Below are 24,961 nucleotides of genomic sequence, written 5' to 3'. Positions count from 1 at the left end.
CGATGTGAATCGAAATTTGTCATTAAAAATTTGTCTAAAAATCAACAAATATACTGAAAATTTTAAATAATGTCATTATAATAGATAATAGAATACATAGGAGGGGGATGTAAAGTATGAAAGTAGAAACGCTTCCTGTCATTAAAGGAGAAAATAATTTGCCGAATTATGATGAGGCATACGCGAATTTTAACTGGGAAGAGGTTAATAAAAACTTTACTTGGAATGAAACAGGCCGAGTAAATATGGCGTATGAGGCAATTGATAAGCATGCGAAATCCGATCGAAAGAATAAAGTAGCTCTTTATTATCAAGATGGATCGCGAAAAGAGAAATATACATTTAAGGAAATGAAGGATTTTTCTAATAAAGCAGGAAACGTCCTTAAGAATTATGGCGATGTAGAAAAAGGCGATCGCGTTTTTATTTTTATGCCACGTTCTCCAGAGTTATATTTCGCACTTTTAGGTGCAGTGAAATTAGGAGCAATTGTTGGACCGCTATTTGAAGCATTTATGGAAGGCGCAGTTCGCGATCGCTTAGAAGATAGCGAAGCAAAGGTGTTAATTACAACGCCTGAATTATTAGAGCGCGTACCATTAAATGATTTACCGGCTTTAAAAACAGTTTTCCTTGTTGGAGATAATGTAGAAGAAGGCGGTAAAACGGTAGCGTTCAATCCGTTATTTGAACAAGCTTCAAAAGAATTACATATTGAATGGTTAGGCCGTGAAGACGGTTTGATTCTACATTACACGTCTGGTTCTACTGGTAAGCCAAAAGGTGTGCTTCATGCGCAAAACGCAATGGTTCAGCACTATCAAACGGCGAAGTGGGTATTAGATTTAAAAGAAGACGATGTATATTGGTGTACTGCTGACCCGGGCTGGGTAACTGGAACAGCTTACGGTATTTTCGCACCGTGGTTAGTTGGAGCGTCAAATGTTATTTTAGGTGGACGCTTTAGTCCAGAAGCTTGGTATGAAGCACTGCAAGATTACGGTGTGACGGTTTGGTACAGCGCACCAACAGCATTCCGTATGTTAATGGGAGCTGGACAAGACGCAATTAAAAAATATGACTTATCACAAGTTCGTCACGTATTAAGCGTTGGTGAGCCGTTAAATCCAGAAGTAATTCGCTGGGGTATGAATGCATTTGGACTTCGTATTCATGATACGTGGTGGATGACAGAAACAGGTGGACAAGTAATTTGTAACTACCCTTGTATGGAAATCCGTCCAGGTTCAATGGGTAAACCAATTCCAGGTGTGAAAGCAGCGATTGTTGATAATGAAGGAAATGAAGTGCCTCCTTACACAATGGGTAACTTAGCAATTGCGAAAGGTTGGCCATCTATGATGCGCGGGATCTGGAATAACCAGCAAAAATATGAATCTTATTTCATGCCGGGAGATTGGTACGTATCAGGTGACTCTGCCTATATGGATGAAGATGGATACTTCTGGTTCCAAGGACGTATCGACGATGTAATTATGACGTCAGGTGAGCGCGTTGGTCCGTTTGAAGTAGAAAGTAAATTAATCGAGCATGCTGCTGTTGCAGAAGCTGGTGTAATTGGTATTCCTGATCCGGTGCGCGGCGAAATTATTAAAGCATTTATCGCACTTCGAGCAGGATACGAACCATCTGATGAATTAAAAGAAGAAATTCGTCAATTTGTAAAGAAAGGCCTAGCAGCTCATGCAGCGCCACGACAAATTGAATTTAGAGATAAATTACCGAAAACGAGAAGTGGTAAAATTATGCGCCGCGTATTAAAAGCGTGGGAGCTGAATTTACCAACAGGTGACTTATCAACGATGGAAGATTAAGAGGGAAAGGTCTGAACGAAAAATGTTCAGGCCTTTCTTTTTTATGATATCATGAACTTGTATATATAAGTTAAAGGGGATAGTATGATGAAAACAGAAAAGGAAAAGATGATACTAGGAGAAATGTACATACCGGCTGATCCAGTTTTAGTACAAGAAAGAGAGCAAGCACGTATATTAACGAGAAAATTAAATGATACGCCAGAAGAGCAATTAAAAGAGCGTAGCGAAATCGTAAAAGAATTATTCGGAACGACAGGAGATAATATTCATCTTGAATCTTCTTTTAGATGTGATTACGGCTATAACATTCACGTTGGCGAAAATTTTTACGCGAACTTTGACTGTACGATTTTAGACGTATGCCCGGTAACAATCGGAGTGAACTGTATGTTAGCTCCAGGTGTTCACATTTATACAGCAACGCACCCACTTGATCCGGTAGAGCGTATAAGCGGATCAGAATACGGAAAACCAGTTACAATTGGCGATAACGTATGGATTGGCGGAAGAGCAATTATTAATCCAGGTGTAACAATTGGAGACAATGCGGTGATCGCATCTGGTGCTGTCGTAACGAAAGATGTGCCTAATAATGTAGTAGTTGGCGGGAATCCTGCAAAGATTATAAAAAAACTAAAATAATATTTGAACGAAGTGCCTTCCTCGTCTGTATACATTTATGAAAGAATAGATGAGGGAGGCTTTTTTATATCTAATAAATTACTCTTTGCGACGTTGTAAAGGATTGACAAGAAGGGAAACCTGACCTCTATTTGACACGCCTATATAAATGATGGTATAAAGAAAAGTATATGAATAATTGAGCGTGGAAAGGGAGAAGTAGTGATCATTTCCCTGTTTTAGAGAGCTGATGGCCGGTGAAAATCAGCACATAGATGATCGCGAATTACGCCCCTAGAGCATCTTTTTTCGATTGAATTGTATTCAAAAGGGAAGAGACGGTGCTAAGCCGTTATGTAAATAAGGTGGTAGGCTTTTTTTGGTCTGCAACTAGGGTGGTAACGCGATAATCAAAATCGTCCCTTATTTGAAGGGGCGATTTTTTTATGTTTTTAACCTTCACGCCAGTAATGAACTTAAAGGAGAGTATGTAGGATATGGGTATTTTACAAGATCTTGAATTTCGCGGTCTAATTAATCAGCAAACAGACGCTGAGGGCCTTGAGCAATTATTAGAAAAAGAAAGCGTTAAATTATACTGTGGTTTCGACCCGACAGCGGATAGCTTACACATCGGTCATATGTTACCAGTATTAATGTTACGTCGTTTCCAATTAGCTGGTCACCAACCAATCGCACTTGTTGGCGGTGGTACTGGTATGATCGGTGACCCAAGTGGTAAAAAAGCAGAGCGTACATTAAATACGAAAGATACAGTTGCTTACTACACAGAAAGCATTAAAAACCAACTTTCAAACTTCTTAGAGTTTGAAAACGTGGACAACCCAGCAACGATGGCTAACAACTACGACTGGCTTGGTAGCTTAGATGTAATTTCATTCTTACGCGATATTGGTAAAAACTTCGGTTTAAACTATATGTTAGCAAAAGATACGGTAGCATCTCGTTTAGAAACTGGTATTTCATTCACTGAGTTCAGTTACATGATTTTACAATCATACGACTTCTTAAACTTATACCAACAACATAATTGCCGTCTGCAAATCGGTGGTAGTGACCAATGGGGTAACATTACAGCTGGTCTTGAATTAATCCGTAAATCAGAAGAAGATGCGAAAGCATTCGGTTTAACAATTCCACTTGTTACTAAATCTGACGGTACGAAGTTTGGTAAAACAGAAGGCGGCGCAATTTGGTTAGACCCAGAGAAAACGACTCCTTACGAGTTCTACCAATTCTGGATTAACACAGATGACCGCGACGTTGTTAAATACTTAAAATACTTCACATTCTTATCTCATGAAGAAATTCTTGAGCTTGAAAAGCAAGTAGCTGAAGCGCCAGAAAAACGTGCAGCACAAAAAGCATTAGGTGCAGAAATGACAAAACTTGTTCACGGCGAAGAAGCATTAGAGCAAGCGATTAAAATTTCAGCTGCATTATTCAGCGGTTCTGTAGCAGAACTAACTGCAAGCGAAATCGAACAAGGATTCAAAGACGTACCATCTGTAGAACGTACTGCAGAAGATACAGTATTAATCGACTTACTTGTAGAAAGCAAAATCTCTCCATCAAAACGTCAAGCACGTGAAGATGTAACGAATGGAGCAATCTACGTAAACGGTGAGCGTACACAAGCATTAGACTACGTTGTAACAGAAAACGACCGCATCGAAGGTAAATTCACAATCATTCGCCGCGGTAAGAAGAAATATTTCTTAATTCGTTACTAATAAATAAAAGCTTTGGGGAAATTCCTCAAAGCTTTTTTGTTTTAATCTCCTTTTCGAGTTCATACGGAAATCACATGTAAGCGGTATGATAAATGTATAACAAATAGAAAGGAGTGGTAAAACAAAATGTCACTAGAAGCGCTCATTATTTTTTCTTTGCTAAACGCGGGTCAACTTGCAGAGAATTCGAAGATGGATGTACATAAAGAGCAGAAAGATGCTTATGTATATGTTCAAAAAGAGGAAAATAAATAATTTTAATATATATAAATAAAAGCTACTCGAAGTAACTGTTTTGGTGTCTTCGGTAGCTTTTTTGTATGCATAGGATTCAAATTTAGTAAGTGAGCTATTTAATAGAGGGTTTGTAGAAGAAACAAGTATAATTAATATGAACTGATAAATTGATAAAAATAAACCGTTATAAACAGGAGGATTTGTATGGAACATAGTGAGGCATCTCAAAGGCTGTTTTTTTGATTTAATCTTTTTAATATTAAGTCCCCCTGTCAAAAAAAGTTTGTCCTCTGGGGAGGGTAGGTAGCGTAGGGGCACATCAATAGTTGCACAATTTTTTTAAAAATGAAGGGGGGTGAAATGTCTATGAAACTCTGTAAGTATTACATAATAAAAGCCACAACTCATGAAAAGACCTTCTAATTTATTGTTAGTTTATTTGATTAATATTCTTTGTCCACTTTTCGTAACTCTGACTGTGTAAGTCCATATGCCTCTGTTGTACAACCTGCTAACAACATAACAGGCATAGCTGAAGTTAATAGTTTACGTTTCATTGACATATACCCCTTTGTGTTATTTCTTTTTACTTAGTTCTTTTGTTGCTTTGTCTACTAACTCAGAAGCTTCGTCTAAATCCTTTTTAGCGAATTCAATTGTATCTTTATCATCCTCTTCTAAACCTGTCTGCATGTTTTCTACCCCTGATTTCGAGAATAACATTGCTTTACTTATGTTTATCGGTGTTTTATTGTCTTCAGCTAACTTATAATCTAGTTTATCAATCTTATCAATTAATTCGAAATAAGGTTTCGATAACTCTTTTAACTTTTCAGCCTTCTTCTTATTAGATTTTCTGCTATCTACAAGGTCTTTTATTTCTTCCGTTTGTTCAGTGTAATCTTTAAGTAAGTATGTTGCATTCTTATTATAGTCTTCTTTCTTGTTTTCTTTAACAGAAGCTTCCATTACTTCGTCTTTCTTTTTATCGTTTGACTCACAACCTACCCCTGTTATTAACAACATTGGAATCGCTAAAGTTAATAGTTTACGTTTCATTTTCTCATACCCCTTTAGTATTTATTATTCTACTTCACTTACACTTTGTTCGTCTAATGCTCGAATATCGTCTATTGCTTTACCAAACATCCCCATTGCTTCATTTAGACTCTTTGTACCAATGTCTGCCTTAGTCTCACTTATTTCGTCTACCGATTCTAATATCTTATCCCTTGACTTCTCATAAAGAATTAAAGACTTTTTCAATTCCATTTGCAAGTTTTCGTATTGTTTAGGCGGTTTAATGTCTTGTAATTTCTTAGACTCCGCATACACCTTTTCAAGTTGCGCTTTTACTTTTTTTTGGTTTGTTAGTAAAGTTTTATCCTTTTCCATAATCAGAGTTACTTTTTACATTTCCTTTGCAAAACCCTCTGCTTTAGTTTGTACTTCACCGAGATACATATTTAAAGACATGAACTTTCCCTCCCCTTACAAGAAAATAATACCAATTTAAGAGGGGGATTGTAAACGTAATATTCTGATGATTTAACGATTAAAGAGGTACTCGTCCATTAAGTTTTTTAATCTCATTCGGATGATCTGGTAATGAAGAGGTTTTTAAGTTGAATGTAAATAGAAAAAGGGAAGGTATAGATTATGTACAAATAAATACGTTGTAAAAATCATGTTAACAAAAGGAGAGTACAGCAAAGAAAAATGAGTTATGGGATAGAATGTAGTGTTTTTAAGTGTTAGAAGAAGGGAGAGGTTTTTATTAATGTGGATAAAAAACAAATGAAATTCTAGAGAGAGGGTTAAGTTTTATTAACTATAGACTTGCAGTTCTTTTTTATTTTATTACATTAGTCTGTTTCTATACATATAATCGGCTATATTCAATAAAAAAAGCCCAGGCCCCTTGATAAACAAGGTTCCTAAGGCTTTTAATAATACTCTTTGCAGAGTACCGAGATTAACGAGAGTAGAACTCTACGATTAATGCTTCGTTGATTTCAGCTGGTAACTCAGAACGCTCAGCGTGACGAGTGTAAGTAGCTTCTAATTTGTCAGCATCGAAAGTTAAGTATTCTGGTACGAAGTTGTTAACTTCGATCGCTTCTTTAACAACAACAAGGCTGTTAGATTTTTCGCGAACGCTGATAGTTTGACCTGGTTTTACACGGTAAGATGGGATATCTACGCGAGCGCCATCAACCATGATGTGACCGTGGTTTACTAATTGGCGAGCTGCACGACGAGTGCGAGCTAAGCCCATACGGTAAACTAAGTTGTCAAGACGAGCTTCAAGAAGGATCATGAAGTTTTCGCCGTGCTTACCAGGCATTTTACCTGCTTGGTCAAATGTGCGACGGAATTGACGCTCAGTCATGCCGTACATGTGACGAAGTTTTTGTTTCTCTTGTAATTGTAAACCGTATTCTGAAAGTTTCTTACGTTGGTTAGGACCGTGAGGACCTGGTGCGTAAGGGCGTTTTTCTAATTCTTTTCCTGTGCCGCTTAGAGAGATTCCAAGACGACGAGACAGTTTCCAAGCTGGACCTGTATAACGAGCCATAGTTGACTCCTCCTTTAAAAATGTTTTTATTTACGTAAAATAAAAACAGACGTAATCGATATTTACGGGCATTTTGTTTTCATGTACCTTCGCTCCAGCAGCAGGGAGTTACGAGATACACCTCCGTAGAGGAACAAAATACAAACGATAAACTCACATTACAAGGCTGCCTTTTTATTTTACACAAACGCTATTATATCTTTTACCCAGAGTTTCGTCAAGCGAGTACGTTTTTGTTTTATGCATAAAAATTTTGGAAATTAATATAAGAAGGAATTTAAAACAATATAGAAGAAGAGATAGAAACACAAATAAAACGCTTACATAAAATGAAGGAAAACGTTCATCAAATTTTTATGGATGAATATGCGGCAATAAAAACATAAGGGGGATGTTTTTATGAAAAAGAAGCATATGGAGACAGCGTTAATTCATCACGGTTATACACCTGAGGAACATAAAGGAAGTTTAACACCACCTTTATTTCAAACTTCTACATTTACATTTGAGACTGCGCAGCAAGGAGAGGCGAGTTTTGCGGGAGTGGATCCATCTTATATTTACTCACGGCTTGGAAATCCAACTGTGAAATTATTTGAAGAACGTATGGCGGTGTTAGAAGGAGGAGAAGAGGCACTTGCCTTCGGATCTGGTATGGCAGCTATTTCAGCGACTTTAATCGGTTTTTTAAAGGCTGGAGATCATATTATTTGTTCAAATGGATTATACGGATGCACGTACGGTTTTTTAGAAGTGTTAGAAGAAAAATTTATGATTACGCATTCGTTTTGTGATATGGAGACAGAGGTTGATATTGAAAATAAAATTCGCCCAAATACAAAGCTTATTTTCGTTGAAACACCAATTAATCCGACAATGAAATTAATTGATTTAAAACAAGTGATTCGGGTTGCGAAGCGAAAAGGTTTACTTGTTATTGTTGATAATACATTTTGTTCACCTTATTTACAAAGACCGCTTGAGCTTGGCTGTGATGCTGTTGTGCATAGTGCGACAAAATATATTGGTGGTCATGGCGACGTTGTGGCGGGTGTAACGATTTGTAAAACGAAAGCATTAGCTGAAAAGATTCGCCCGATGCGAAAGGATATCGGCGGTATTATGGCACCGTTTGATGCATGGTTATTATTACGCGGGTTAAAGACGTTAGCAGTAAGAATGGATCGTCATTGTGATAATGCAGAAAAAATTGTATCGTTCTTAAGAAAACATGATGCGGTAGAAGATGTTTGGTATCCAGAAGGAGAGTTAGCATCTCGTCAAATGAAACGCGGGGGCGGTGTTATTTCTTTTTCAGTAAAAGGCGGAAAAGAAGAGACGCAAGCGTTTATTAATGATCTTCACTTTATTACAATTGCGGTGAGTTTAGGAGATACAGAAACGTTAATTCAGCATCCAGCAACGATGACGCACGCTGCGATTCCAGCTGAACTAAGAAAAGAAATGGGCATTTTCGATAATTTAATACGCTTATCAGTCGGTTTAGAATCGTGGGAGGATATCGTTTCTGATTTAGAGCAGGCATTAAAGAAAATATCTACTGTTAATCAATAAAAAAAGAGTGAGCTATCGGTTTTGTACAGGACGTACTAAATCGATAACTCGCTCTTTTCTTTTTACATATGTTTTAGGAGTGTTTCCACAAACTTTTCTAAATAGCGCTGATCTACTTCATCGAAACGATTCTTTTCGGGACTATCAATGTCAAGTACACCAATGACAGCTCCTTCTTTCACAATTGGTACAACGATTTCTGAATTAGAAGCACTATCGCAAGCGATGTGACCTGGGAATTGGTGAACGTCTGCTACAAGCTGTGTTGTTTTCGTTTCAGCTGCTACGCCGCAAACGCCTCGTCCAAATGGAATGCGTACGCAAGCAGGCATTCCTTGGAACGGTCCAAGGACAAGCTGATTTCCTTCTGTTACGTAAAAGCCAACCCAATTAACGCGATCTAAAAATTGGTTTAATAATGCGGAAGCATTTGATAAGTTTGCGACTACGTTTGATTCGCCAGTTAATAACGCATCCAGTTGTTTAATTACTGTCTCATATTGCTGCACACGAGATCCTGCATAACTTTCTTTAGTAAACATGGAAACAGCTCCTTTTTTATCGAGATGTGTAAAATATTAGCAAAATACGATGTATTTCACATGACTTTGTCGATAGAAAATTAAAGGAATTTGTCTTAAAAGTCAAGAAATTTAAACTATAGCTGTTCAGTGAGGGGAAGTGAGCGCATGAAGCAGACGAAACAAAAAGTAATTGATGCGGCAATATCGTTGTTTAATACGAAAGGTTATGATGGAACGTCGGTGCGAGACATTGCAAAGCGAGCGGATGTGAATGTAGCGAATATTTCATATTATTTTGCTGGGAAGCAAGGTTTATTAGAACAGCTTATTACTGATTTTTTAGAAGGATATATTCATGTGATTGAAATGTCGTTTGAACAGAGAGAGTATTTGTCGGCTAAAGATGTAATGGTGCAAATGGTGCGCGGGATTTTACGATATCAATTTGAAAATAGAGAACTAACACGTTTCTTCTACCGAGAGCTTTCGCTTGATACGACATTAATTCGTGAAGTGATGACCGTTTATTTTTCTAAAGAAAGATATTATATAGAACAAATGATTAGACAAGGACAAATGAAACAAGAATTTCAGAAAGTATCATTTACAATGTTTATGACGCAATTAAAAGGTATGATAAGTATGCCGTTTTTATATCCACAATATATATCAGAAGTACTCCATTCTTTCCCGTCTGAGACATTTTTCATAGAAATGTATACGAAAGAGATTGAGCAATGGATGGAACAAGCATTATGTAAAGCGAATATGTACCATGAATGGCCAAGAGCTGTTCATATGTGAAGAATCCCCACCTAACGAACTGAGGTGGGGATTTTTATGTTTACTTTTCTTTGCCATAAATTGTTACATAATAGCGCGATAATTGTTAATGCGGCTCCAGCGATTTCAATTTTATCGACTGTATAACCTCGAAAGATAGAACCAATGAGTGCAAGGATAGGAACTAAATTCATAAATAATATGCCGTTAATAGATGAAATATAGCGATTTCCCATATTCCAGCAAAATACAGCGATAACGCCTGCGATAATCGACATATAAAAGAGCTCAAAACGAACGCTCACAACTGTACGCAGTGACGGCATAGTAACTATATTTGTGTACGTTAAGAAAGTAACAATAACGATGAGTGAAATGGAGCCAAATAAACAAGTTAATGTCGTGTACCTAAGTGGTGACCAAGATTGAAAACGAGCAGCCCCGTTTGTATAAATGACCCAGCAAGTAACGCCGCATAGCATCAATATATTTGTTGATAAGTGGCTTGCAGCTCCAAATAGTAATTCAATATTTCCTTTTGAAATGACAAGCATAACACCAAGTAATGCAACGAACATACAAAGGAATGTATAGTTTTGTGGGCGGCGATTTTGGGTTATCCATTGCAGTGATAAGGCAATCAGTGGCATAAGGGATTGAATCATAGCTGCATGGATTGCTCCGGAAGGTCCGGCAAGTTGCTGTCCGTAGAAAACGAGAAAACCATACCCCGCGAAACCGACTGTCCCGTAAAAGAATAGAGAAAGTGTTCTTTTTTCTAAGCGGAGTGAAGTCTTTCCTTCAGTAATTAATAGCAAAATAAGAAAAATAATAGCTGCTGATCCATAGCGAAGCGTTGTGAAGAAGAATGGATCGATAAATTGCAGAGCACTTGCCATTACAGGAAACATAAATCCCCAGGCAGTGACGGCGAGTAAGCATAGAAAGGATCCGAGTAGCATTTGTTTTTTGTTCAAGAGTATCTTTCCCCTTTACATTTCGTTATAGTAAGTTGATGAAATAAGTATAAAGAGTAATTGTTTATAGGAGGAAATATCGATTTCTTATAACGGTTATAACTTTTTGTTAGAGGTGTGTACGATGGATTTGGAGGCAGTACGATCGTTTATTGAAGTGAAGCATACGCGAAGTTTATCAAAGGCAAGTAAGATTTTACATATATCACAACCAGCGCTTAGTAAACAAATTCAAAAGTTAGAAGCGGATTTAGAGGTTACTTTACTTAAACGTTCTGCGCAAGGAGTAGAGTTAACGGAGGCAGGAGAGTTATTTATAAAAAGAATGTTACCGATTTTGGAGCAAATAAATGAAGTGAAAACAGAAATGAGGGGGTATCAAGAGAACCGGAAGTTTTCAATTGGTATACTACCGAGTTTAGCGGAGCATTACATATCAGAATGTAAAGATATATTAGGTGATGAGTTCGAAGTGGAATGGCAAATCGGGCATACGGAAGTATTAAGAGATTTATTTAAAGCGCGGGAGATTGACGCGATGTTCATCGATTCAGTAGTAGAAGGTGCTACGTATATAAAAGAAGTGCAACAAGAGAAAATTGTTTGTGCCGTTTCAAATAATCATCCGTACAAAGAGAAGATAGTCATTCAAATAGAAGAGCTGCACAATGAAAAATTAATTGTATATCCAGAAATATGTGATGTAAGGAAAATGATTATGAACATGTTTCATGAAATAGGTGTAAAACCAACTATAGCTGTGGAAACATCTTACGCAGAACCGATGCTTGCAATGGTAAAAGCTGGTCTTGGTATCACGTTACTTCCAGAAAGGGCAGTAGAGCAGTCTGTAAGGCAAGGAAATGTACATGTAATTTCTGTTGAACCACCACTCATGCGGAAAATTTATTTCGTATCCCATACGAAAGATTGTTTGTTATTACAATCATTTGAGGATAGGGAGTGAGGTAGGCGGAATATTGAGAAAGATTACAATCACATTGAAAGAAACATGAAATTTTAAAAAAAACTAGGTCAAAAACAAACCATTACATGGTATGATTAGTACATTGTTAGTTGTTAAATATAGGGGAATTCCCTTTTTATACATAATGCCTTCCATTTCATAAACGGAACGGACAAAAAAAGAGATATAACTAGGAGGCTTTTTTGCATGGATTCTATCCTGACGATCGTTATCATTGTAGTAAGCTCTATTCTAGTGCTGCTCATGATAGAGCTTGTGATAAGAAATCGTTCATATAAAGATATTGAAGCACTGGAGCAGTGGAAACAAGAGATAAAAGATAAACCTGTGGCAGATGAACTAAAACGGGTAAAAGATTTAAACATGACGGGTCAAACAGAAGAACTGTTTGGTAAATGGCGTGAAGAATGGGATGAAATTGTATCAACAACCCTTCCGAAAGCTGACAAAGATTTAGCGCAAGCGCGAAAATTCGCCTCGCAATTCTCCTTCCGAAAAGCAAAGCATGCGATGAACGAATCCATAAGTGGTTTAGATGACGCTGATAATCGTATTACTGACATTTTAAATGAATTACAGCAATTGTTAGAAAGCCATGAGAAAAATAGCTCGGAAATTGAAGGGTTACGTGATACATATCGTAGTATGAAAAAGAGTGTTCTTGCTCATAGACATATGTATGGAGCAGCAGAGCAGAAAATCGAAGAGATGCTAGACGCTGAATCTGAGAAATTTAAAACCTTTGAAGAAGCAACAAACAATGGCGACTATTTAAAAGCGAGAGAAATTGTTATTAGTTTGGAAGAAGGTTTAGCAGATTTAGAAATCATTATTCACCAAATTCCAGATTTATTGGTAGAGTGTCAAGCGACGTTACCAGTTCAGCTGGAAGATTTATTACACGGACATAATGATATGGTAAGACAAGGTTATGTATTAGATTATTTGGAAGTCCCTAAAGAAGTTCGCGATATGACGAAACAACTACAAACATGTTTAATGGATATACAGGAGCTTCATATAACAGAAGCGGCTGAAAAAGTAGAAAACTTAAAAACACGTTTAGATGGCTTCTACGATCAATTGGAACAAGAAGTACATGCGAGACATTATGTGGAGCAAAAAACACTTTCTGTTTACGATGACTTAGAAGAAATGCGTATCGAAACGATTGAAACGAAAACAGAAACACAACTTGTGAAACAAAGCTATCAGTTACAAGATAAAGACATTGAGTCTCAAAAAGTAATTGAAAAGCAAATGCACATTTTAACGAAACGTTTTGAAATGCTACAATTACGCGTTGCAGAACAAGATATTGCCTTCTCTATTATTCGTGAGGAACTAGAAGAGGTTTATGAGCAATGTGAAACGTTAAAAGTACTTCATGCAGAATATAAAGAAATGCTGCAAGCGATGCGCAAAGAAGAATTTGAAGCACGTGAGAAGTTACAAGAAATGCGAAATACTATTTTCGAAACGAAACGCTTTATGCAAAAGTCGAATTTGCCAGGTCTTCCAGAGAGTATTATGGAAGATTTAAAAAGAGGGCAAATGGCAATGCAAGCTGTATATGAACAATTAGAAGTGAAGCCGTTAAATATGAACGCTGTAAATAGCAGTTTAGAAGAAGCATACACAACTGTGAACGGTGTGGCTGAAATGACAGAAGAGTTAATTGGACAAGCATATTTAGTGGAAAAATTAATTCAGTACGGTAACCGTTACCGTAGTCATGATGAAAACCTAGCAGAAAGTTTAAATTATGCTGAGAAATTATTCCGTGAATACCAATACGATGCAGCTTTAGAACAAGCGGCTTCAGTATTAGAGCAACTTGAACCTGGCGTTGTTCAAAAAATAGCTGAATATGTAGACAATGAACAAACCCTTTCATAAAAGGGTTTGTTTTTTTGTGTAATTTTGCAGACGATGTTGCTATAATGAATAGCGGAATACAGCAAGGTTATTCGTTTCAAAATAAAGTGAAACTGTAATCAGTAGGAGGATTCATCCCCATTGATTACTAGCCTTCACCAATCGGGCATTTACGGACAGCCCGACTCCTACCTAACTTCTTTGCTCTAACTGGATTTTGAGGTGAGAGTCTTATTGCCCGTTCATGCGGGATAAAGTGAAACTGTAATAGGAGGGCATCCTCGACAATTATTAGCCTTCACCAATCGAGATAAAATGGAACCTTTGCGTAGTCTTAGCGTAATGACACGTATTTATGATATGATTATACGATGTGATAGCGCTGAAAGGGGAAGAACGATGATCTATTTTGATAATAGTGCGACGACGAAGCCATATCCAGAAGCTCTTCAATCGTACGTGACGGTTGCTGGGAAATATTTTGGTAATCCTTCTTCTATTCATTCGCTTGGAGGAGAGGCAGAGCGTCTATTAACACAATCAAGAACGATTGCAGCGCAGCTTCTTCGTGTTAAACCTTCTGAAATTATTTTTACATCAGGTGGAACGGAAGGGAATAACCTTGCGATTAAAGGGATAGCGATGAGGAATCGTTCGCGTGGCAAACATATCATTACAACAAATATTGAACACGCGTCTGTGTTTGAGGCATATAAGCAATTAGAAGAACTCGGGTTTGATGTAACATATTTACCGGTTAACGAGCATGGTGTTGTGTCGGTAGAAGATGTGAAACGAGCACTTCGTGAAGATACGATTCTTGTGTCAATTATTCATGTGAACAACGAAACTGGAGCAATTCAGCCCGTTGCTGAAATTGGAACGTTATTATCGAATCATCCGAAAATAAGATTCCATGTAGATCATGTACAAGGGATAGGGAAAGTACCGCTTGATTTATATGCGTCTCATATTGATCTTTGCTCAATATCTGGACATAAATTCCACAGTGTAAAAGGAACGGGTCTTCTTTATGTACGCGATGGCGTAAGATTAGATCCGATTTTATCAGGTGGTCAACAAGAGCTTAAGTATCGTTCTGGTACAGAAAATTTACCTGGCATTGTAGCGATGGTGAAAGCACTTCGTATGACAATGGAACAAGTGAAAGAAAAGGTAGCTCATTTGCAAAGTTTACAAGCAGAGCTTGTTCGTTTCTTTAAAGAGATGGAAGATGTAACGATTAACACGTCGCTTGCATATGCAGTACCGCACATTTTAAATGTATCATTTGTTGGTTTAAAACCAGAAGTAGTCGTTCATGCTTTAGAAGAACACGGTGTATATGTGTCAACGAAATCTGCTTGTTCTTCAAAAGCAAATGAAGTGAGCAGAGTGTTAGTGTCAATGGGAGTGCCGCTTGCAGCAGCTGCAAGCGCTATTCGTATTAGTTTGGCACCAGAAAACACAATGGAAGAAGTAAAACAATTTGAAGGTATTGTAAAAGAGACGATGCCAAAATTATATGAAGTGATGAGGTAAAGAAATTATGTTGAAATATGAATATATTTTAGTGCGTTACGGAGAAATGACGACAAAAGGTAAGAACCGTTCTAAGTTTGTAAGCACATTAAAAGATAACGTGAAGTTCAAACTGAAAAAATTCCCAAATATTAAAATCGATGCAACACATGATCGTATGTACATCCAGTTAAATGGTGAAGATCATGAAGCAGTCTCTGAAAGATTGAAGGATGTATTTGGTATTCATAAGTTTAACTTAGCGATGAAAGTACCATCAGAATTAGAAGACATTAAAGAAGGTGCATTAGCAGCTTTCTTACAAGTAAAAGGTGATGTGAAAACATTTAAAATTACTGTACACCGTTCTTATAAGCATTTCCCAATGAGAACGATGGAATTATTACCTGAGATTGGCGGACACATTCTAGAAAATACAGAAGATATTACAGTAGATGTTCATAATCCAGATGTAAATGTACGCGTAGAGATCCGCAGTGGCTATAGCTATATCATGTGCGATGAGCGTATGGGAGCTGGCGGTTTACCAGTTGGCGTTGGCGGAAAAGTAATGGTACTTCTTTCTGGTGGTATTGATAGCCCAGTAGCAGCTTACTTAACGATGAAACGCGGCGTATCTGTGGAAGCAGTTCACTTCCATAGTCCACCTTTCACAAGTGAGCGTGCAAAACAAAAAGTAATCGATTTAGCACAAGAGTTAACGAAGTATTGTAAACGAGTAACGCTTCACCTTGTTCCGTTTACAGAAGTGCAAAAAACGATTAATAAAGAAATCCCATCTAGCTATTCAATGACGGTTATGCGCCGTATGATGATGCGTATTACAGAACGCATTGCTGAGGAGCGTAACGCACTTGCAATTACGACTGGTGAAAGTCTTGGACAAGTAGCAAGCCAAACGTTAGATAGTATGCATACGATTAACGAAGTAACAAACTACCCAGTTATTCGTCCGCTTATTACGATGGATAAATTAGAGATTATTAAAATCGCTGAAGAAATCGGCACGTATGATATTTCAATTCGTCCATATGAAGATTGCTGTACTGTATTCACACCAGCAAGCCCAGCGACGAAGCCGAAACGTGAAAAAGCAAATCGTTTTGAAGCGAAATACGATTTCACACCATTAATCGATGAAGCTGTAGCGAACAAAGAAACAATGGTATTACAAACGGTAGAAGTAGTGGCGGAAGAAGAAAAATTTGAAGAACTTTTCTAAAACCATAAATTACCATATCTAAAACGTGTATGAAGTCATGTTATTTATCACACTCTATACTCACAAGGAGGTGATATAACATGTCACGTAGCACAAATAAATTAGCGGTTCCTGGTGCTGAATCAGCATTAGACCAAATGAAATACGAAATCGCTCAAGAGTTTGGTGTTCAACTTGGAGCTGATGCAACAGCTCGCGCTAATGGTTCTGTTGGTGGTGAAATCACTAAACGTCTAGTTTCACTAGCTGAGCAACAATTAGGCGGTTACCAAAAATAATCCCATATGATGGCTTAGAAAGAGCGGGTTCTCCCGCTCTTTCTTTTTTTGTGTTGTGTCGCTATTTGTCGGTAAGTCGATGTAATTTCGTTTACTAATTCGACAGAACTGAAAAATTTGTCAAAAGAAGAGGGTTCAAAATTAACTGAAAATTCTTTATTATATAAAGGAGGCATAAAGAAAAGGGAGGATATTTTATGAAGCGAGAAGAATTGTTGGCGCCACCGTCTTATAATTTAGTTTCTGAAATAGAGAAATATACAGGTGATAAAGGGAAGTTAGCTTTAATTTGGCAAGATGATAAAGGGAATCGAAGGGAAGTTACATACGCTGAATTAATGCAAGGTGCGAATAAAATTGGAAACGCTTTTATAAAAAGTGGTTTGCAAAAAGGGGACAAGCTTCTCATTATGATGCCGCGTTTAATTGAAGCGTACATGACGTATATTGCTGCTATTAAAGCAGGATTTGTCGTAATTCCAAGCTCGGAAATGTTACGTAAAAAAGATATAGAATATCGAATTGGACATGGAGAAGTAAAAGCGATAGTAAGCTATGAGCCGTATATTAGGCAGTTTGATGATATAGAAGCGATGGAATCTCTTCGAAAATTTGTCCTGAGCGAACAGTCAGTAGATGGATGGATTAATTTAAAAACAGCGTTAGAAACAGAGAGTGACATGTTAGAAATGGCGAAGACAGATAAAGAAGATATGGTCTTTTTATCTTACACGTCAGGAACGACAGGAAATCCAAAAGGTGTCGTTCATACACATGCGTGGGCATACGCTCATTTACGTACGAGCGCTCCAAATTGGCTCGGAATTGAAGAGAATGATATTGTATGGGCAACAGCTAGTCCAGGCTGGCAAAAGTGGATTTGGAGCCCGTTTTTAGCAACTTTAGGATCAGGGGCAACAGGGTTTGTATATCACGGTAAGTTTGAACCGAAAACGTACCTAAACTTATTAGACGATAATAAGGTGAATGTACTTTGTTGTACACCGACTGAGTATAGATTAATGGCAAAGGTAGAAGATTTAAGCCAGTACAATTTAGAGGCACTACATAGCGCTGTATCGGCAGGTGAGCCGTTAAATAGAGAAGTCATTGAAACGTTCAAAAAGCACTTTCATATTACAGTGAGAGACGGCTATGGGCAAACGGAAAACACATTACTTGTTGGTGTAATGAAAGGGATGGATATTAGACCAGGATCAATGGGGAAACCAACGCCAGGTAACCATGTCGATATCGTAAATGAGGAAGGTACTCCAGTTAAAGTAGGCGAAGTTGGTGATATTGCAGTTCACATTGAAACGCCGGCCCTCTTTAAACAATATTACAAAGACGATGAGCGTACAGCGATGCAATTTCGCGGTGATTATTATATTACAGGTGATAAAGCGAAGAAAGATGAAGACGGCTACTTCTGGTTTGAAGGGCGCGGCGATGATATCATTATTAGCTCTGGTTATACAATCGGGCCGTTTGAAGTAGAGGATGCACTTGTAAAACATCCTTACGTAAGAGAATGTGCAGTTGTCGCAAGTCCTGATGAAATTCGTGGAAGTGTCGTGAAGGCATTTATCGTATTAAGAGAGAATATAGAAAAGAACGAAGAAATATTAATTCCAACACTCCAACAACACGTCAAAGAACTCACTGCACCATATAAATACCCTCGCAAAATTGAATTTGTAGATGAACTACCAAAAACGATTTCTGGAAAAATTCGCCGTATTGAACTTAGAAAACAAGAGATGGAGATTCCGTCAAAATAATTTTGAAAACAGTGAAGTAAATAGTTGAATGAAATGTAAATCAATGATAAAATAAAAACGAACACAAGTTCTATTTTATAAATTTAAAAAAGAGGTGTCCGTATGATTTTAGGTATTAATCCGTACTTAGTTTTAGATGGTAGTGGGCAAGAAGCTGTACAGTTTTATAAAGAGGCTTTAGATGCAAAAGTAGAAGTTATGCAAACTTTTGGTGACATGCCTGAAAATCCAGAATACCCGATTCCAGCTGAAGCGAAAGAGCGCGTTTTACACGCTACTTTAAAAGTTGGTAATACGGATCTTATGATTTCTGATACATTCCCAGGTCAAGGGCATGCAATCGGATCTCAAGTAACAATCGCAATTCAAATTAGTAATGCAGAAAAAGCAAAAGAAGTATTCGATAAGTTACAAGAAGGTGGAGAAGTTATCATGCCACTTCAAGAAACATTCTGGAGCCCAGCATACGGACAAGTAAAAGATAAATTTAATATTGAATGGCAAGTTACAACATCTACTACCGAACAAAAGTAATTTTTAGAAAAGCACCATGTTTTGAAATGGTGCTTTTTTTTATACAATAAAAAATAAAGGAGATGGGATATATGGGAGAAATTTGGTATGGCGGCACCATTTACACAGTGAGAGAAGAAAATGAAAAAGTGGACGCTGTTTACGTTGAAAACGGTACGATCGTTGATGTTGGAAGTAAAGAAGAGTTAGAAAACCAATATGCCGCGGTTACATTGTACGATTTAAAAGGCAAAACAATGATCCCAGGTCTCGTTGATAGTCATATGCATCTTATTGGGCATGGAGAGAGATTACTCCGTCTAGATTTATCAAATTGTACATCTTATGGCGAAGTGCTTACTCTTGTTCAGAAGCGAGTGGAAGAAGCTCCAAAGGGCTCTTGGATTATTGGAGAAGGATGGAATGAAAATAACTTTACAGATACGAAAGATGTTCATGCGCGTGATTTAGATGAAATTTCGAAAGAACATCCCATTTTATTAAAGCGAGTTTGTCGTCACGTTACATGGGTGAATTCATACATACTGCAAGAAGCGAATATAACAGAAAAGGCAGAAGATCCAAAAGGCGGGAAAATTGGTAGAGATTCATCAAATAAGTTAACAGGGCTTTTATATGAACAAGGGCAAGAATTAATTAAACATGTTCAGCCAGAAATTGATGAAGCTTATTTACAAAGAGCTCTGCAAACAGCGATTAAAGATTGCTGGAAATACGGACTTGTTGGCGGGCATACGGAAGATTTAAATTATTATGGTGGTTTTAGAAAAACATATAATGCGTTTTCTCACGTTATAAAAGAAATGCCATTTAAAGCCCATTTGCTCGTTCACCATGAAGTAGCACATGAACGAAGAGAATATGAAAATGAACATTGTATTGAATTTGGAGCAATGAAAATTTTCTCTGACGGTTCTTTTGGCGGAAGAACAGCATTATTAAGTGAACCGTATGAAGATGCGAAGGAAACAAATGGAGTTGCGATTTTCTCACGTGAAGAACTTGCGGAATTAGTAAAGAAAGCACGAGATTTACATATGCCAGTTGCGATTCATACTATCGGTGACTTATCGCTTGAATATGTCATTGATGCACTCGAATTATATCCACCAGCAGAAGGGTTACGTGACCGTATTATTCATTGTCAGCTTGCTCGTGAAGAGTTGATAGAAAGAATGAAAAACTTGCAAGCCATTATCGATATACAGCCAGTCTTTCTTTCATCAGATTTTCCGTCAGTCATTGAAAAACTAGGCGAGCACCGTCTTCGTTATGCGTACGCTTGGAAGACGTTACTGGAAGCAGGATTACACTGCAACGGTGGCTCAGATGCTCCCATTGAACAAGTGAATCCGTTTTTAGGCATATATAGCGCTGTTACACGTAGAAGTTTTATTGACGGTATATGCTATATGCCTGAGGAAAGATTAACGGTTTATGAGGCTGTTTCTTTATTTACAACAGGAAGTGCCTATGCAATCGGAAAAGAAGCGAAGCGAGGGCAAATTGCAAAAGGATATGAAGCAGATTTTACAATATTAGACCGCAATATTTTTGAAATTGAGGCAGAAGAAATAAAAGAAGTACAAGCAGAAATGACCGTAATAGATGGCCAAGTTGTCTATAGAAAAGATGCGTAAAAATATATGAGCGGTTTTCGGAATATATCGACTTACCGACAAAAACTGACAAGAATAACGGCCGGATAGTAAGAGATTATTGTTCGCGCCAATCGGGGGAAATAAATAACCGCAGAATTATGGAATTCCATAATTCTGCGGTTATTTTAATCTTATAAAAACGTTCTCTGTACTTTTTCCCAGAAAGAGTTGTTTTTTAATTTAACTGTTTTAATTTGTTTATCGCTTAAGCGTACAACAGCTTTTTCCACTTGTTTAATGCTAAGCGCTTCGTTATCCATGCCGATAACAGGATAATCGTTACCGTCTGGTCTTAGTTTTAAAGTTAATGTACGTTCGTGATTTAAAATGAAAGGTGAACCGAGCGTACGGTAAGTGTTGTTGTTTAAAGATGCTAGTTCGCTTACTTGGAAACATGGGATAAGCGGGTCAACAACTGCACCATGCAATGATTTATTGTAAGCAGTACTTCCTGTTGGGGTAGAAACTACTAAACCGTCCCCTCTAAATGTTTCGAAATATAAATCATCAACATGAACATCTACAACGAATGTTTTAATAATGCTAGAACGTAATGAGAACTCATTTAAACAATGGAAAGATGTACTGCCATCTACATCTACCTGAATTGTTGGATATTTTCGCACTTCAATTTCATTTTTTGTAATTTCTTGAAGGGCTGTATCAACGTGATCAATATGGAAATCGCAGTAGAAAGAAATTTCATCTTTCGTAGAAATCCCTGCGTATAAGCAATCTTCTCTAAAACCAGTTTTACGAACGGCTTGTAAGAAGGTTGCATCATCTCCAACACTGACGATAGCGTTTGCATTTTTTGGATGATCTAATATGGTAAATCCATTCTCTTCTAAAATACGATAGATTGGTTTCATTTTTTCAACGAGCGTTGCTTTGTCATCACCATAAAAGAAAAATAAATTGCGACGATCTGCCATTATGTATCCCTCCACTGCAGTTAAATTTTCTGTTTTTCGTGCTACATATCATTAGAGTCCGTTCCCTGATGATATGTTCAAATAATATATTTCGATATAAATTGTCAAAATACCTTTTTATTTTTAGAAAAATTTTTATATTCAATCTTATAAAACTCTGTTTAACGATGAATAAACTTGTCGATAATGGGTACGGAGTGAAAGGATGATACGTATGAAGTGGCTCGTAATTGGAATAATAATTCTTCTTCTTTTTATTTTGTTTATACTATTGTCGAAAATAAAGCTTAAGGTGACATTTTTATATTCAGAAATGGAAAAGCAATGTTTGCTTCAAGTGAAAATATGGATGATTCGATATACATTTGATGTGTTGGAAAGAATTGAAAAACAGCAGAAAAAGACAGGACAGAAAATCGAAAAAGCTGAAGAGGACGGCGGACTCGATAATAAAATTATGGCGCAACTTGACAGCATTGGTGAACTGATAAAAAAGCTTCAAGAAGTTCATACTATTGTTAAAGATTTTCTCAAACGAGTGAAAATCAATGGTTGGAAATGGCATACACAAATTGGAGCAGGCGATGCAGCTAGTACTGGAATTGTCACTGGATATGCATGGGGGACAAAAGGTATGGCTGCTGGAGTTGTCGGACAATATATGCATATTGTCGACGTACCAGAATTTGAAATTACCCCAGTTTTTCAAGGGAAAGGATTTGCATCAAGATGCGAGTTAACAGCATCTTTTCGTATATTCCGCGCTATAAAAACTGGCGTCAAATTACTCGTATTTATGAGAAGACAAAGATCTGGTATGACAGAAAAATCTGTTCAAGCATAGGGGGGATATAGAATGGACCATCCAATTCAAGGTTTAATGACAACAGCAATGCAGCATTTAAAACAAATGACTGATGTAAATACAATTGTTGGTGACCCAATTAAAGCGGCAGATGGAAGCGTAATTCTTACAGTTTCGAAAGTAAGTTTCGGATTTGCTGCTGGTGGAAGTGAATTTGGTAAAGTAGAACATTCAGGCCGTCATCCATTTGGCGGGGGAAGTGGTGGAGGAGTTTCTATTAATCCTGTTGCCTTTCTTGTTATAAATGGAGATGGTGTGAAAGTATTGCACTTAGATAAACAAACACACGTCATCGATAAGATAATTGAATTAGCGCCACAAGCTGTTGATAAAGTGAAAGAAATGATGGATAAACGAAAAGAAGATGATCCTGAATTTCAAATTTAACGAATAAAGAAGCTAATCAATAGGTTAGCTTCTTTAATTTTTTTGTAAATAAAGCGATTTTATTTGCATTATCGATAGGGACAAACTATCATTTACATTGTACATATTTTGTTTAAATAAGGGAGGATTTTCAAGTGGCAAACGTAACTTTTAAAGGTAATCCAATGACTTTAGTTGGAACAGAAGTTAAAGTTGGCGATCAAGCGCCAAACTTCCAAGTATTAGCAAACGACTTATCTCCAGTAAGTTTAGAAACATACAAAGGCGAAGTGAAATTAATTAGTGTTGTACCTTCAATCGACACAGGTGTGTGTGATGCACAAACACGTCGTTTTAACCAAGATGCAGCAGGTATTGAAAACGCGAAAGTATTAACAATTAGCGCTGATTTACCATTCGCTCAAAAACGCTGGTGTGCAGCAAACGGTTTAGAAAATGTTGTAACACTTTCTGACCACCGCGACCTTTCATTCGGTGAAGCTTACGGCTTAGTAATGAAAGAACTTCGTTTACTTGCTCGTGCAGTATTCGTAGTAGATAGCAATGACAAAGTAGTTTACGTAAAATACGTAAGCGAAGGTACAAGCCATCCAAACTATGAAGCAGCATTAGAAGCAGCTAAATCTGCGAAGTAATGTGAAGAAAATGACCTCTTATAAAGAGGTCGTTTTTTCTCATATATTGCTCTGTAACGGCATCGATATATGAGAAAAAACGTTATATCATATATAACTAAAGGGGAGCTCTTTACAGGAGGTCGCTTTTTCTTTTTGGAAAAAATCACTTTGTGGTATGATATAAGTTATGTGTAAAAGAGAGAAGGAGGAATGTACGTGAGTCAGACAGTAGAAACATTATTTTCTATTTTTGATTCTTCTGCGGTAGTTTTACGTAAAGAATTAGATGTAACATATTTAGAGGCGCTTGTAGAAACAGGTGATAACTTGTTTGAGGGAGCGATTTTACAAGAGGAATTATCCGAATCAGCAATTGAAAGGCTGAATCGTGAATATAGTACGTTTAATGAAGAAACATATAAAGGTGAAGAAATTCGTAAAGCATTTCAGTTAGCCATCTTAAAAGGAATGAAAGAAGGCGTACAAGCGAATCACGAAATGACACCTGATGCAGTTGGGATGTTCATGAGTTACTTATTCCATAAATTTATGCAAGGTCAAAATGAAATTACAGTTTTAGATCCTGCAATTGGAACAGGTAACTTAATGACTACAGTGTTTAATAGCGCTAAAGAAGGACTAACAATGAGTGGATTTGGTGTAGAAGTGGATGAAGTGCTAATTAAACTTGCTTTAGTAAATGCAAATTTACAAAAGCATGCAATCGAATTCTTCCATCAAGATGGACTAGCACCACTTTATATCGATCCAGTTGATGCAGTCGTTTCAGACTTGCCAGTTGGTTATTATCCAAACGAAATCGGTGCAAGTGAATATAAATTAAAAGCAGATGAAGGAATGTCGTATGCCCATCACTTATTTATTGAACAAAGTGTGAAACATACGAAAGAGGGCGGTTACTTATTCTTCTTAGTACCAAACTTCATTTTTGAAAGTGACCAGGCACCAAAATTACATGCATTTATTAAAGAAACATGCTTTATTCAAGGGTTATTACAGCTTCCTGTTTCCATGTTTAAAAACGAGAAAAATGCAAAAAGTATATTTGTTCTCCAAAAGAAAGGCGCTAATGTAACAATGCCAAAACAGGCGTTATTAGTGGAGTTGCCTAAATTCTCTAACATGAAGGCGATGGAAGACATTATGGATCAATTAAATACTTGGTTTGCAACACATAAATAAAGCTAGGTATATGTAACAGCATTAGTGATTTATGTAGTACAGTTTTATATAATATGTCATATTTTTAAATATATACAAGATTTAACTGAATTTTTTTGAAATCTGTAATATATATTTTTTCTTGGTGTTACAATTTTTTCACTTGAAATATATGTCGGACGATGTTTAAATTAAAATCGT

The 24,961-nt window shown here is 37.1% G+C and carries 24 protein-coding genes and 1 other annotated feature; of the genes, 18 read left to right on the top strand and 6 right to left on the bottom strand.

Annotated features, from left to right (window positions below):
* Window positions 1–116 precede the first annotated feature (116 nt).
* The 4 genes from acsA (at window position 117) to MR168_RS09245 (ending at window position 4,468) form a co-directional block, all read left to right on the top strand.
* Window positions 117–1,835 (top strand): acetate--CoA ligase, encoded by a 1,719-nt coding sequence (gene acsA / locus MR168_RS09260; RefSeq protein ID WP_000862049.1) that lies wholly within the window; start codon window positions 117–119, stop codon window positions 1,833–1,835.
* 84 nt (window positions 1,836–1,919) lie between these two features.
* Window positions 1,920–2,480, top strand: a complete 561-nt coding sequence (locus tag MR168_RS09255) for a maltose acetyltransferase domain-containing protein (RefSeq protein WP_002026426.1) — start codon at window positions 1,920–1,922, stop codon at window positions 2,478–2,480.
* A 176-nt stretch (window positions 2,481–2,656) separates the two neighbouring features.
* Window positions 2,657–2,886 (top strand) — a binding site (T-box leader).
* A gap of 70 nt (window positions 2,887–2,956) precedes the next feature.
* Window positions 2,957–4,213, top strand: coding sequence for a tyrosine--tRNA ligase (tyrS, locus tag MR168_RS09250; protein ID WP_000512086.1), 1,257 nt, complete (start codon window positions 2,957–2,959; stop codon window positions 4,211–4,213).
* Between the two features lie 126 nt (window positions 4,214–4,339).
* Window positions 4,340–4,468: a hypothetical protein gene (locus MR168_RS09245; RefSeq protein ID WP_053514539.1), complete on the top strand. Its 129-nt coding sequence runs from the start codon at window positions 4,340–4,342 to the stop codon at window positions 4,466–4,468.
* A 558-nt stretch (window positions 4,469–5,026) separates the two neighbouring features.
* Here the strand turns inward: MR168_RS09245 and MR168_RS09240 are convergent.
* From MR168_RS09240 to rpsD, 3 genes are all read right to left on the bottom strand, one after another.
* Window positions 5,027–5,509, bottom strand: coding sequence for a hypothetical protein (locus MR168_RS09240; protein ID WP_000823777.1), 483 nt, complete (start codon window positions 5,507–5,509; stop codon window positions 5,027–5,029).
* Between the two features lie 24 nt (window positions 5,510–5,533).
* Complete coding sequence (locus MR168_RS09235) at window positions 5,534–5,845, bottom strand: hypothetical protein (protein ID WP_086412339.1); 312 nt, start codon at window positions 5,843–5,845, stop codon at window positions 5,534–5,536.
* A 580-nt stretch (window positions 5,846–6,425) separates the two neighbouring features.
* A complete protein-coding gene (gene rpsD / locus MR168_RS09230; protein WP_000135317.1) occupies window positions 6,426–7,028 on the bottom strand; it encodes a 30S ribosomal protein S4 in 603 nt (200 codons plus the stop codon).
* Window positions 7,029–7,427: 399 nt separating this feature from the next.
* On the opposite strand from rpsD, the gene megL reads away from it, so the two are divergent.
* On the top strand, window positions 7,428–8,603 hold the full coding sequence (gene megL / locus MR168_RS09225; protein ID WP_000726570.1) for a methionine gamma-lyase: 1,176 nt from the start codon (window positions 7,428–7,430) through the stop codon (window positions 8,601–8,603).
* Between the two features lie 62 nt (window positions 8,604–8,665).
* Here the strand turns inward: megL and MR168_RS09220 are convergent, their stop codons facing one another.
* On the bottom strand, window positions 8,666–9,145 hold the full coding sequence (locus MR168_RS09220) for a GAF domain-containing protein (RefSeq protein ID WP_000494340.1): 480 nt from the start codon (window positions 9,143–9,145) through the stop codon (window positions 8,666–8,668).
* Window positions 9,146–9,292: 147 nt separating this feature from the next.
* Here MR168_RS09220 and refZ point away from each other — a divergent pair, with 147 nt between their 5' ends.
* Window positions 9,293–9,931, top strand: coding sequence for a forespore capture DNA-binding protein RefZ (gene refZ, locus MR168_RS09215; RefSeq protein ID WP_000814923.1), 639 nt, complete (start codon window positions 9,293–9,295; stop codon window positions 9,929–9,931).
* An 11-nt stretch (window positions 9,932–9,942) separates the two neighbouring features.
* On the opposite strand, the gene MR168_RS09210 is transcribed toward refZ, so the two are convergent.
* Window positions 9,943–10,887, bottom strand: coding sequence for a DMT family transporter (locus tag MR168_RS09210; RefSeq protein WP_016123448.1), 945 nt, complete (start codon window positions 10,885–10,887; stop codon window positions 9,943–9,945).
* Window positions 10,888–11,011: 124 nt separating this feature from the next.
* On the opposite strand from MR168_RS09210, the gene MR168_RS09205 reads away from it, so the two are divergent.
* The 8 genes from MR168_RS09205 to MR168_RS09170 all read left to right on the top strand — a co-directional run bounded on the left by MR168_RS09205 (window position 11,012) and on the right by MR168_RS09170 (window position 20,753).
* The gene (locus tag MR168_RS09205; protein ID WP_000362529.1) at window positions 11,012–11,854 is read left to right on the top strand and encodes a LysR family transcriptional regulator; all 843 of its coding nucleotides are present in this window, start codon (window positions 11,012–11,014) and stop codon (window positions 11,852–11,854) included.
* Window positions 11,855–12,061: 207 nt separating this feature from the next.
* Window positions 12,062–13,774 carry a septation ring formation regulator EzrA gene (gene ezrA, locus MR168_RS09200; RefSeq protein WP_000377303.1) on the top strand — a complete coding sequence of 571 codons (1,713 nt, stop codon included), beginning with the start codon at window positions 12,062–12,064 and terminating at the stop codon, window positions 13,772–13,774.
* 378 nt (window positions 13,775–14,152) lie between these two features.
* Window positions 14,153–15,295, top strand: coding sequence for a cysteine desulfurase family protein (locus tag MR168_RS09195; RefSeq protein WP_086411965.1), 1,143 nt, complete (start codon window positions 14,153–14,155; stop codon window positions 15,293–15,295).
* Window positions 15,296–15,302: 7 nt separating this feature from the next.
* Window positions 15,303–16,517, top strand: coding sequence for a tRNA uracil 4-sulfurtransferase ThiI (thiI, locus tag MR168_RS09190; RefSeq protein WP_000922337.1), 1,215 nt, complete (start codon window positions 15,303–15,305; stop codon window positions 16,515–16,517).
* A gap of 80 nt (window positions 16,518–16,597) precedes the next feature.
* On the top strand, window positions 16,598–16,795 hold the full coding sequence (locus MR168_RS09185) for an alpha/beta-type small acid-soluble spore protein (RefSeq protein WP_000091640.1): 198 nt from the start codon (window positions 16,598–16,600) through the stop codon (window positions 16,793–16,795).
* A gap of 197 nt (window positions 16,796–16,992) precedes the next feature.
* A complete protein-coding gene (mbcS, locus tag MR168_RS09180) occupies window positions 16,993–18,579 on the top strand; it encodes an acyl-CoA synthetase MbcS (RefSeq protein ID WP_000817766.1) in 1,587 nt (528 codons plus the stop codon).
* A gap of 102 nt (window positions 18,580–18,681) precedes the next feature.
* Window positions 18,682–19,113, top strand: coding sequence for a VOC family protein (locus tag MR168_RS09175; RefSeq protein WP_000600350.1), 432 nt, complete (start codon window positions 18,682–18,684; stop codon window positions 19,111–19,113).
* Window positions 19,114–19,184: 71 nt separating this feature from the next.
* Window positions 19,185–20,753, top strand: a complete 1,569-nt coding sequence (locus tag MR168_RS09170) for an amidohydrolase (RefSeq protein ID WP_006926457.1) — start codon at window positions 19,185–19,187, stop codon at window positions 20,751–20,753.
* Window positions 20,754–20,905: 152 nt separating this feature from the next.
* On the opposite strand, the gene MR168_RS09165 is transcribed toward MR168_RS09170, so the two are convergent.
* Window positions 20,906–21,709 carry an NAD kinase gene (locus MR168_RS09165; RefSeq protein ID WP_000785177.1) on the bottom strand — a complete coding sequence of 268 codons (804 nt, stop codon included), beginning with the start codon at window positions 21,707–21,709 and terminating at the stop codon, window positions 20,906–20,908.
* Window positions 21,710–21,914: 205 nt separating this feature from the next.
* Here MR168_RS09165 and MR168_RS09160 point away from each other — a divergent pair, with 205 nt between their 5' ends.
* The 4 genes from MR168_RS09160 to MR168_RS09145 all read left to right on the top strand — a co-directional run bounded on the left by MR168_RS09160 (window position 21,915) and on the right by MR168_RS09145 (window position 24,781).
* Window positions 21,915–22,553 carry a DUF2953 domain-containing protein gene (locus MR168_RS09160; protein ID WP_002164419.1) on the top strand — a complete coding sequence of 213 codons (639 nt, stop codon included), beginning with the start codon at window positions 21,915–21,917 and terminating at the stop codon, window positions 22,551–22,553.
* 12 nt (window positions 22,554–22,565) lie between these two features.
* Window positions 22,566–22,961, top strand: a complete 396-nt coding sequence (ytfJ, locus tag MR168_RS09155; RefSeq protein WP_000350003.1) for a GerW family sporulation protein — start codon at window positions 22,566–22,568, stop codon at window positions 22,959–22,961.
* Between the two features lie 134 nt (window positions 22,962–23,095).
* Window positions 23,096–23,596: a thiol peroxidase gene (tpx, locus tag MR168_RS09150; protein WP_086411964.1), complete on the top strand. Its 501-nt coding sequence runs from the start codon at window positions 23,096–23,098 to the stop codon at window positions 23,594–23,596.
* Between the two features lie 198 nt (window positions 23,597–23,794).
* Window positions 23,795–24,781, top strand: coding sequence for a class I SAM-dependent methyltransferase (locus MR168_RS09145; protein ID WP_000084367.1), 987 nt, complete (start codon window positions 23,795–23,797; stop codon window positions 24,779–24,781).
* Window positions 24,782–24,961 lie beyond the last annotated feature (180 nt).

The sequence above is a fragment of the Bacillus cereus group sp. BfR-BA-01356 genome (assembly GCF_022663635.1).
In the GTDB taxonomy this organism is placed as follows: domain Bacteria; phylum Bacillota; class Bacilli; order Bacillales; family Bacillaceae_G; genus Bacillus_A; species Bacillus_A cereus.
This window is presented reverse-complemented; position numbering and strand designations above follow the sequence as displayed.

What these genes read in the sequence shown, in the direction of transcription:
- acsA (WP_000862049.1), top strand. Translation starts at nt 117, where the DNA reads ATGAAAGTAGAAACGCTTCCTGTCATTAAAGGAGAAAATAATTTGCCG.
- MR168_RS09255 (WP_002026426.1), top strand. Translation starts at nt 1,920, where the DNA reads ATGATGAAAACAGAAAAGGAAAAGATGATACTAGGAGAAATGTACATA.
- tyrS (WP_000512086.1), top strand. Translation starts at nt 2,957, where the DNA reads ATGGGTATTTTACAAGATCTTGAATTTCGCGGTCTAATTAATCAGCAA.
- MR168_RS09245 (WP_053514539.1), top strand. Translation starts at nt 4,340, where the DNA reads ATGTCACTAGAAGCGCTCATTATTTTTTCTTTGCTAAACGCGGGTCAA.
- MR168_RS09240 (WP_000823777.1), bottom strand. Translation starts at nt 5,509, where the DNA reads ATGAAACGTAAACTATTAACTTTAGCGATTCCAATGTTGTTAATAACA.
- MR168_RS09235 (WP_086412339.1), bottom strand. Translation starts at nt 5,845, where the DNA reads ATGGAAAAGGATAAAACTTTACTAACAAACCAAAAAAAAGTAAAAGCG.
- rpsD (WP_000135317.1), bottom strand. Translation starts at nt 7,028, where the DNA reads ATGGCTCGTTATACAGGTCCAGCTTGGAAACTGTCTCGTCGTCTTGGA.
- megL (WP_000726570.1), top strand. Translation starts at nt 7,428, where the DNA reads ATGAAAAAGAAGCATATGGAGACAGCGTTAATTCATCACGGTTATACA.
- MR168_RS09220 (WP_000494340.1), bottom strand. Translation starts at nt 9,145, where the DNA reads ATGTTTACTAAAGAAAGTTATGCAGGATCTCGTGTGCAGCAATATGAG.
- refZ (WP_000814923.1), top strand. Translation starts at nt 9,293, where the DNA reads ATGAAGCAGACGAAACAAAAAGTAATTGATGCGGCAATATCGTTGTTT.
- MR168_RS09205 (WP_000362529.1), top strand. Translation starts at nt 11,012, where the DNA reads ATGGATTTGGAGGCAGTACGATCGTTTATTGAAGTGAAGCATACGCGA.
- ezrA (WP_000377303.1), top strand. Translation starts at nt 12,062, where the DNA reads ATGGATTCTATCCTGACGATCGTTATCATTGTAGTAAGCTCTATTCTA.
- MR168_RS09195 (WP_086411965.1), top strand. Translation starts at nt 14,153, where the DNA reads ATGATCTATTTTGATAATAGTGCGACGACGAAGCCATATCCAGAAGCT.
- thiI (WP_000922337.1), top strand. Translation starts at nt 15,303, where the DNA reads ATGTTGAAATATGAATATATTTTAGTGCGTTACGGAGAAATGACGACA.
- MR168_RS09185 (WP_000091640.1), top strand. Translation starts at nt 16,598, where the DNA reads ATGTCACGTAGCACAAATAAATTAGCGGTTCCTGGTGCTGAATCAGCA.
- mbcS (WP_000817766.1), top strand. Translation starts at nt 16,993, where the DNA reads ATGAAGCGAGAAGAATTGTTGGCGCCACCGTCTTATAATTTAGTTTCT.
- MR168_RS09175 (WP_000600350.1), top strand. Translation starts at nt 18,682, where the DNA reads ATGATTTTAGGTATTAATCCGTACTTAGTTTTAGATGGTAGTGGGCAA.
- MR168_RS09170 (WP_006926457.1), top strand. Translation starts at nt 19,185, where the DNA reads ATGGGAGAAATTTGGTATGGCGGCACCATTTACACAGTGAGAGAAGAA.
- MR168_RS09165 (WP_000785177.1), bottom strand. Translation starts at nt 21,709, where the DNA reads ATGGCAGATCGTCGCAATTTATTTTTCTTTTATGGTGATGACAAAGCA.
- MR168_RS09160 (WP_002164419.1), top strand. Translation starts at nt 21,915, where the DNA reads ATGATACGTATGAAGTGGCTCGTAATTGGAATAATAATTCTTCTTCTT.
- ytfJ (WP_000350003.1), top strand. Translation starts at nt 22,566, where the DNA reads ATGGACCATCCAATTCAAGGTTTAATGACAACAGCAATGCAGCATTTA.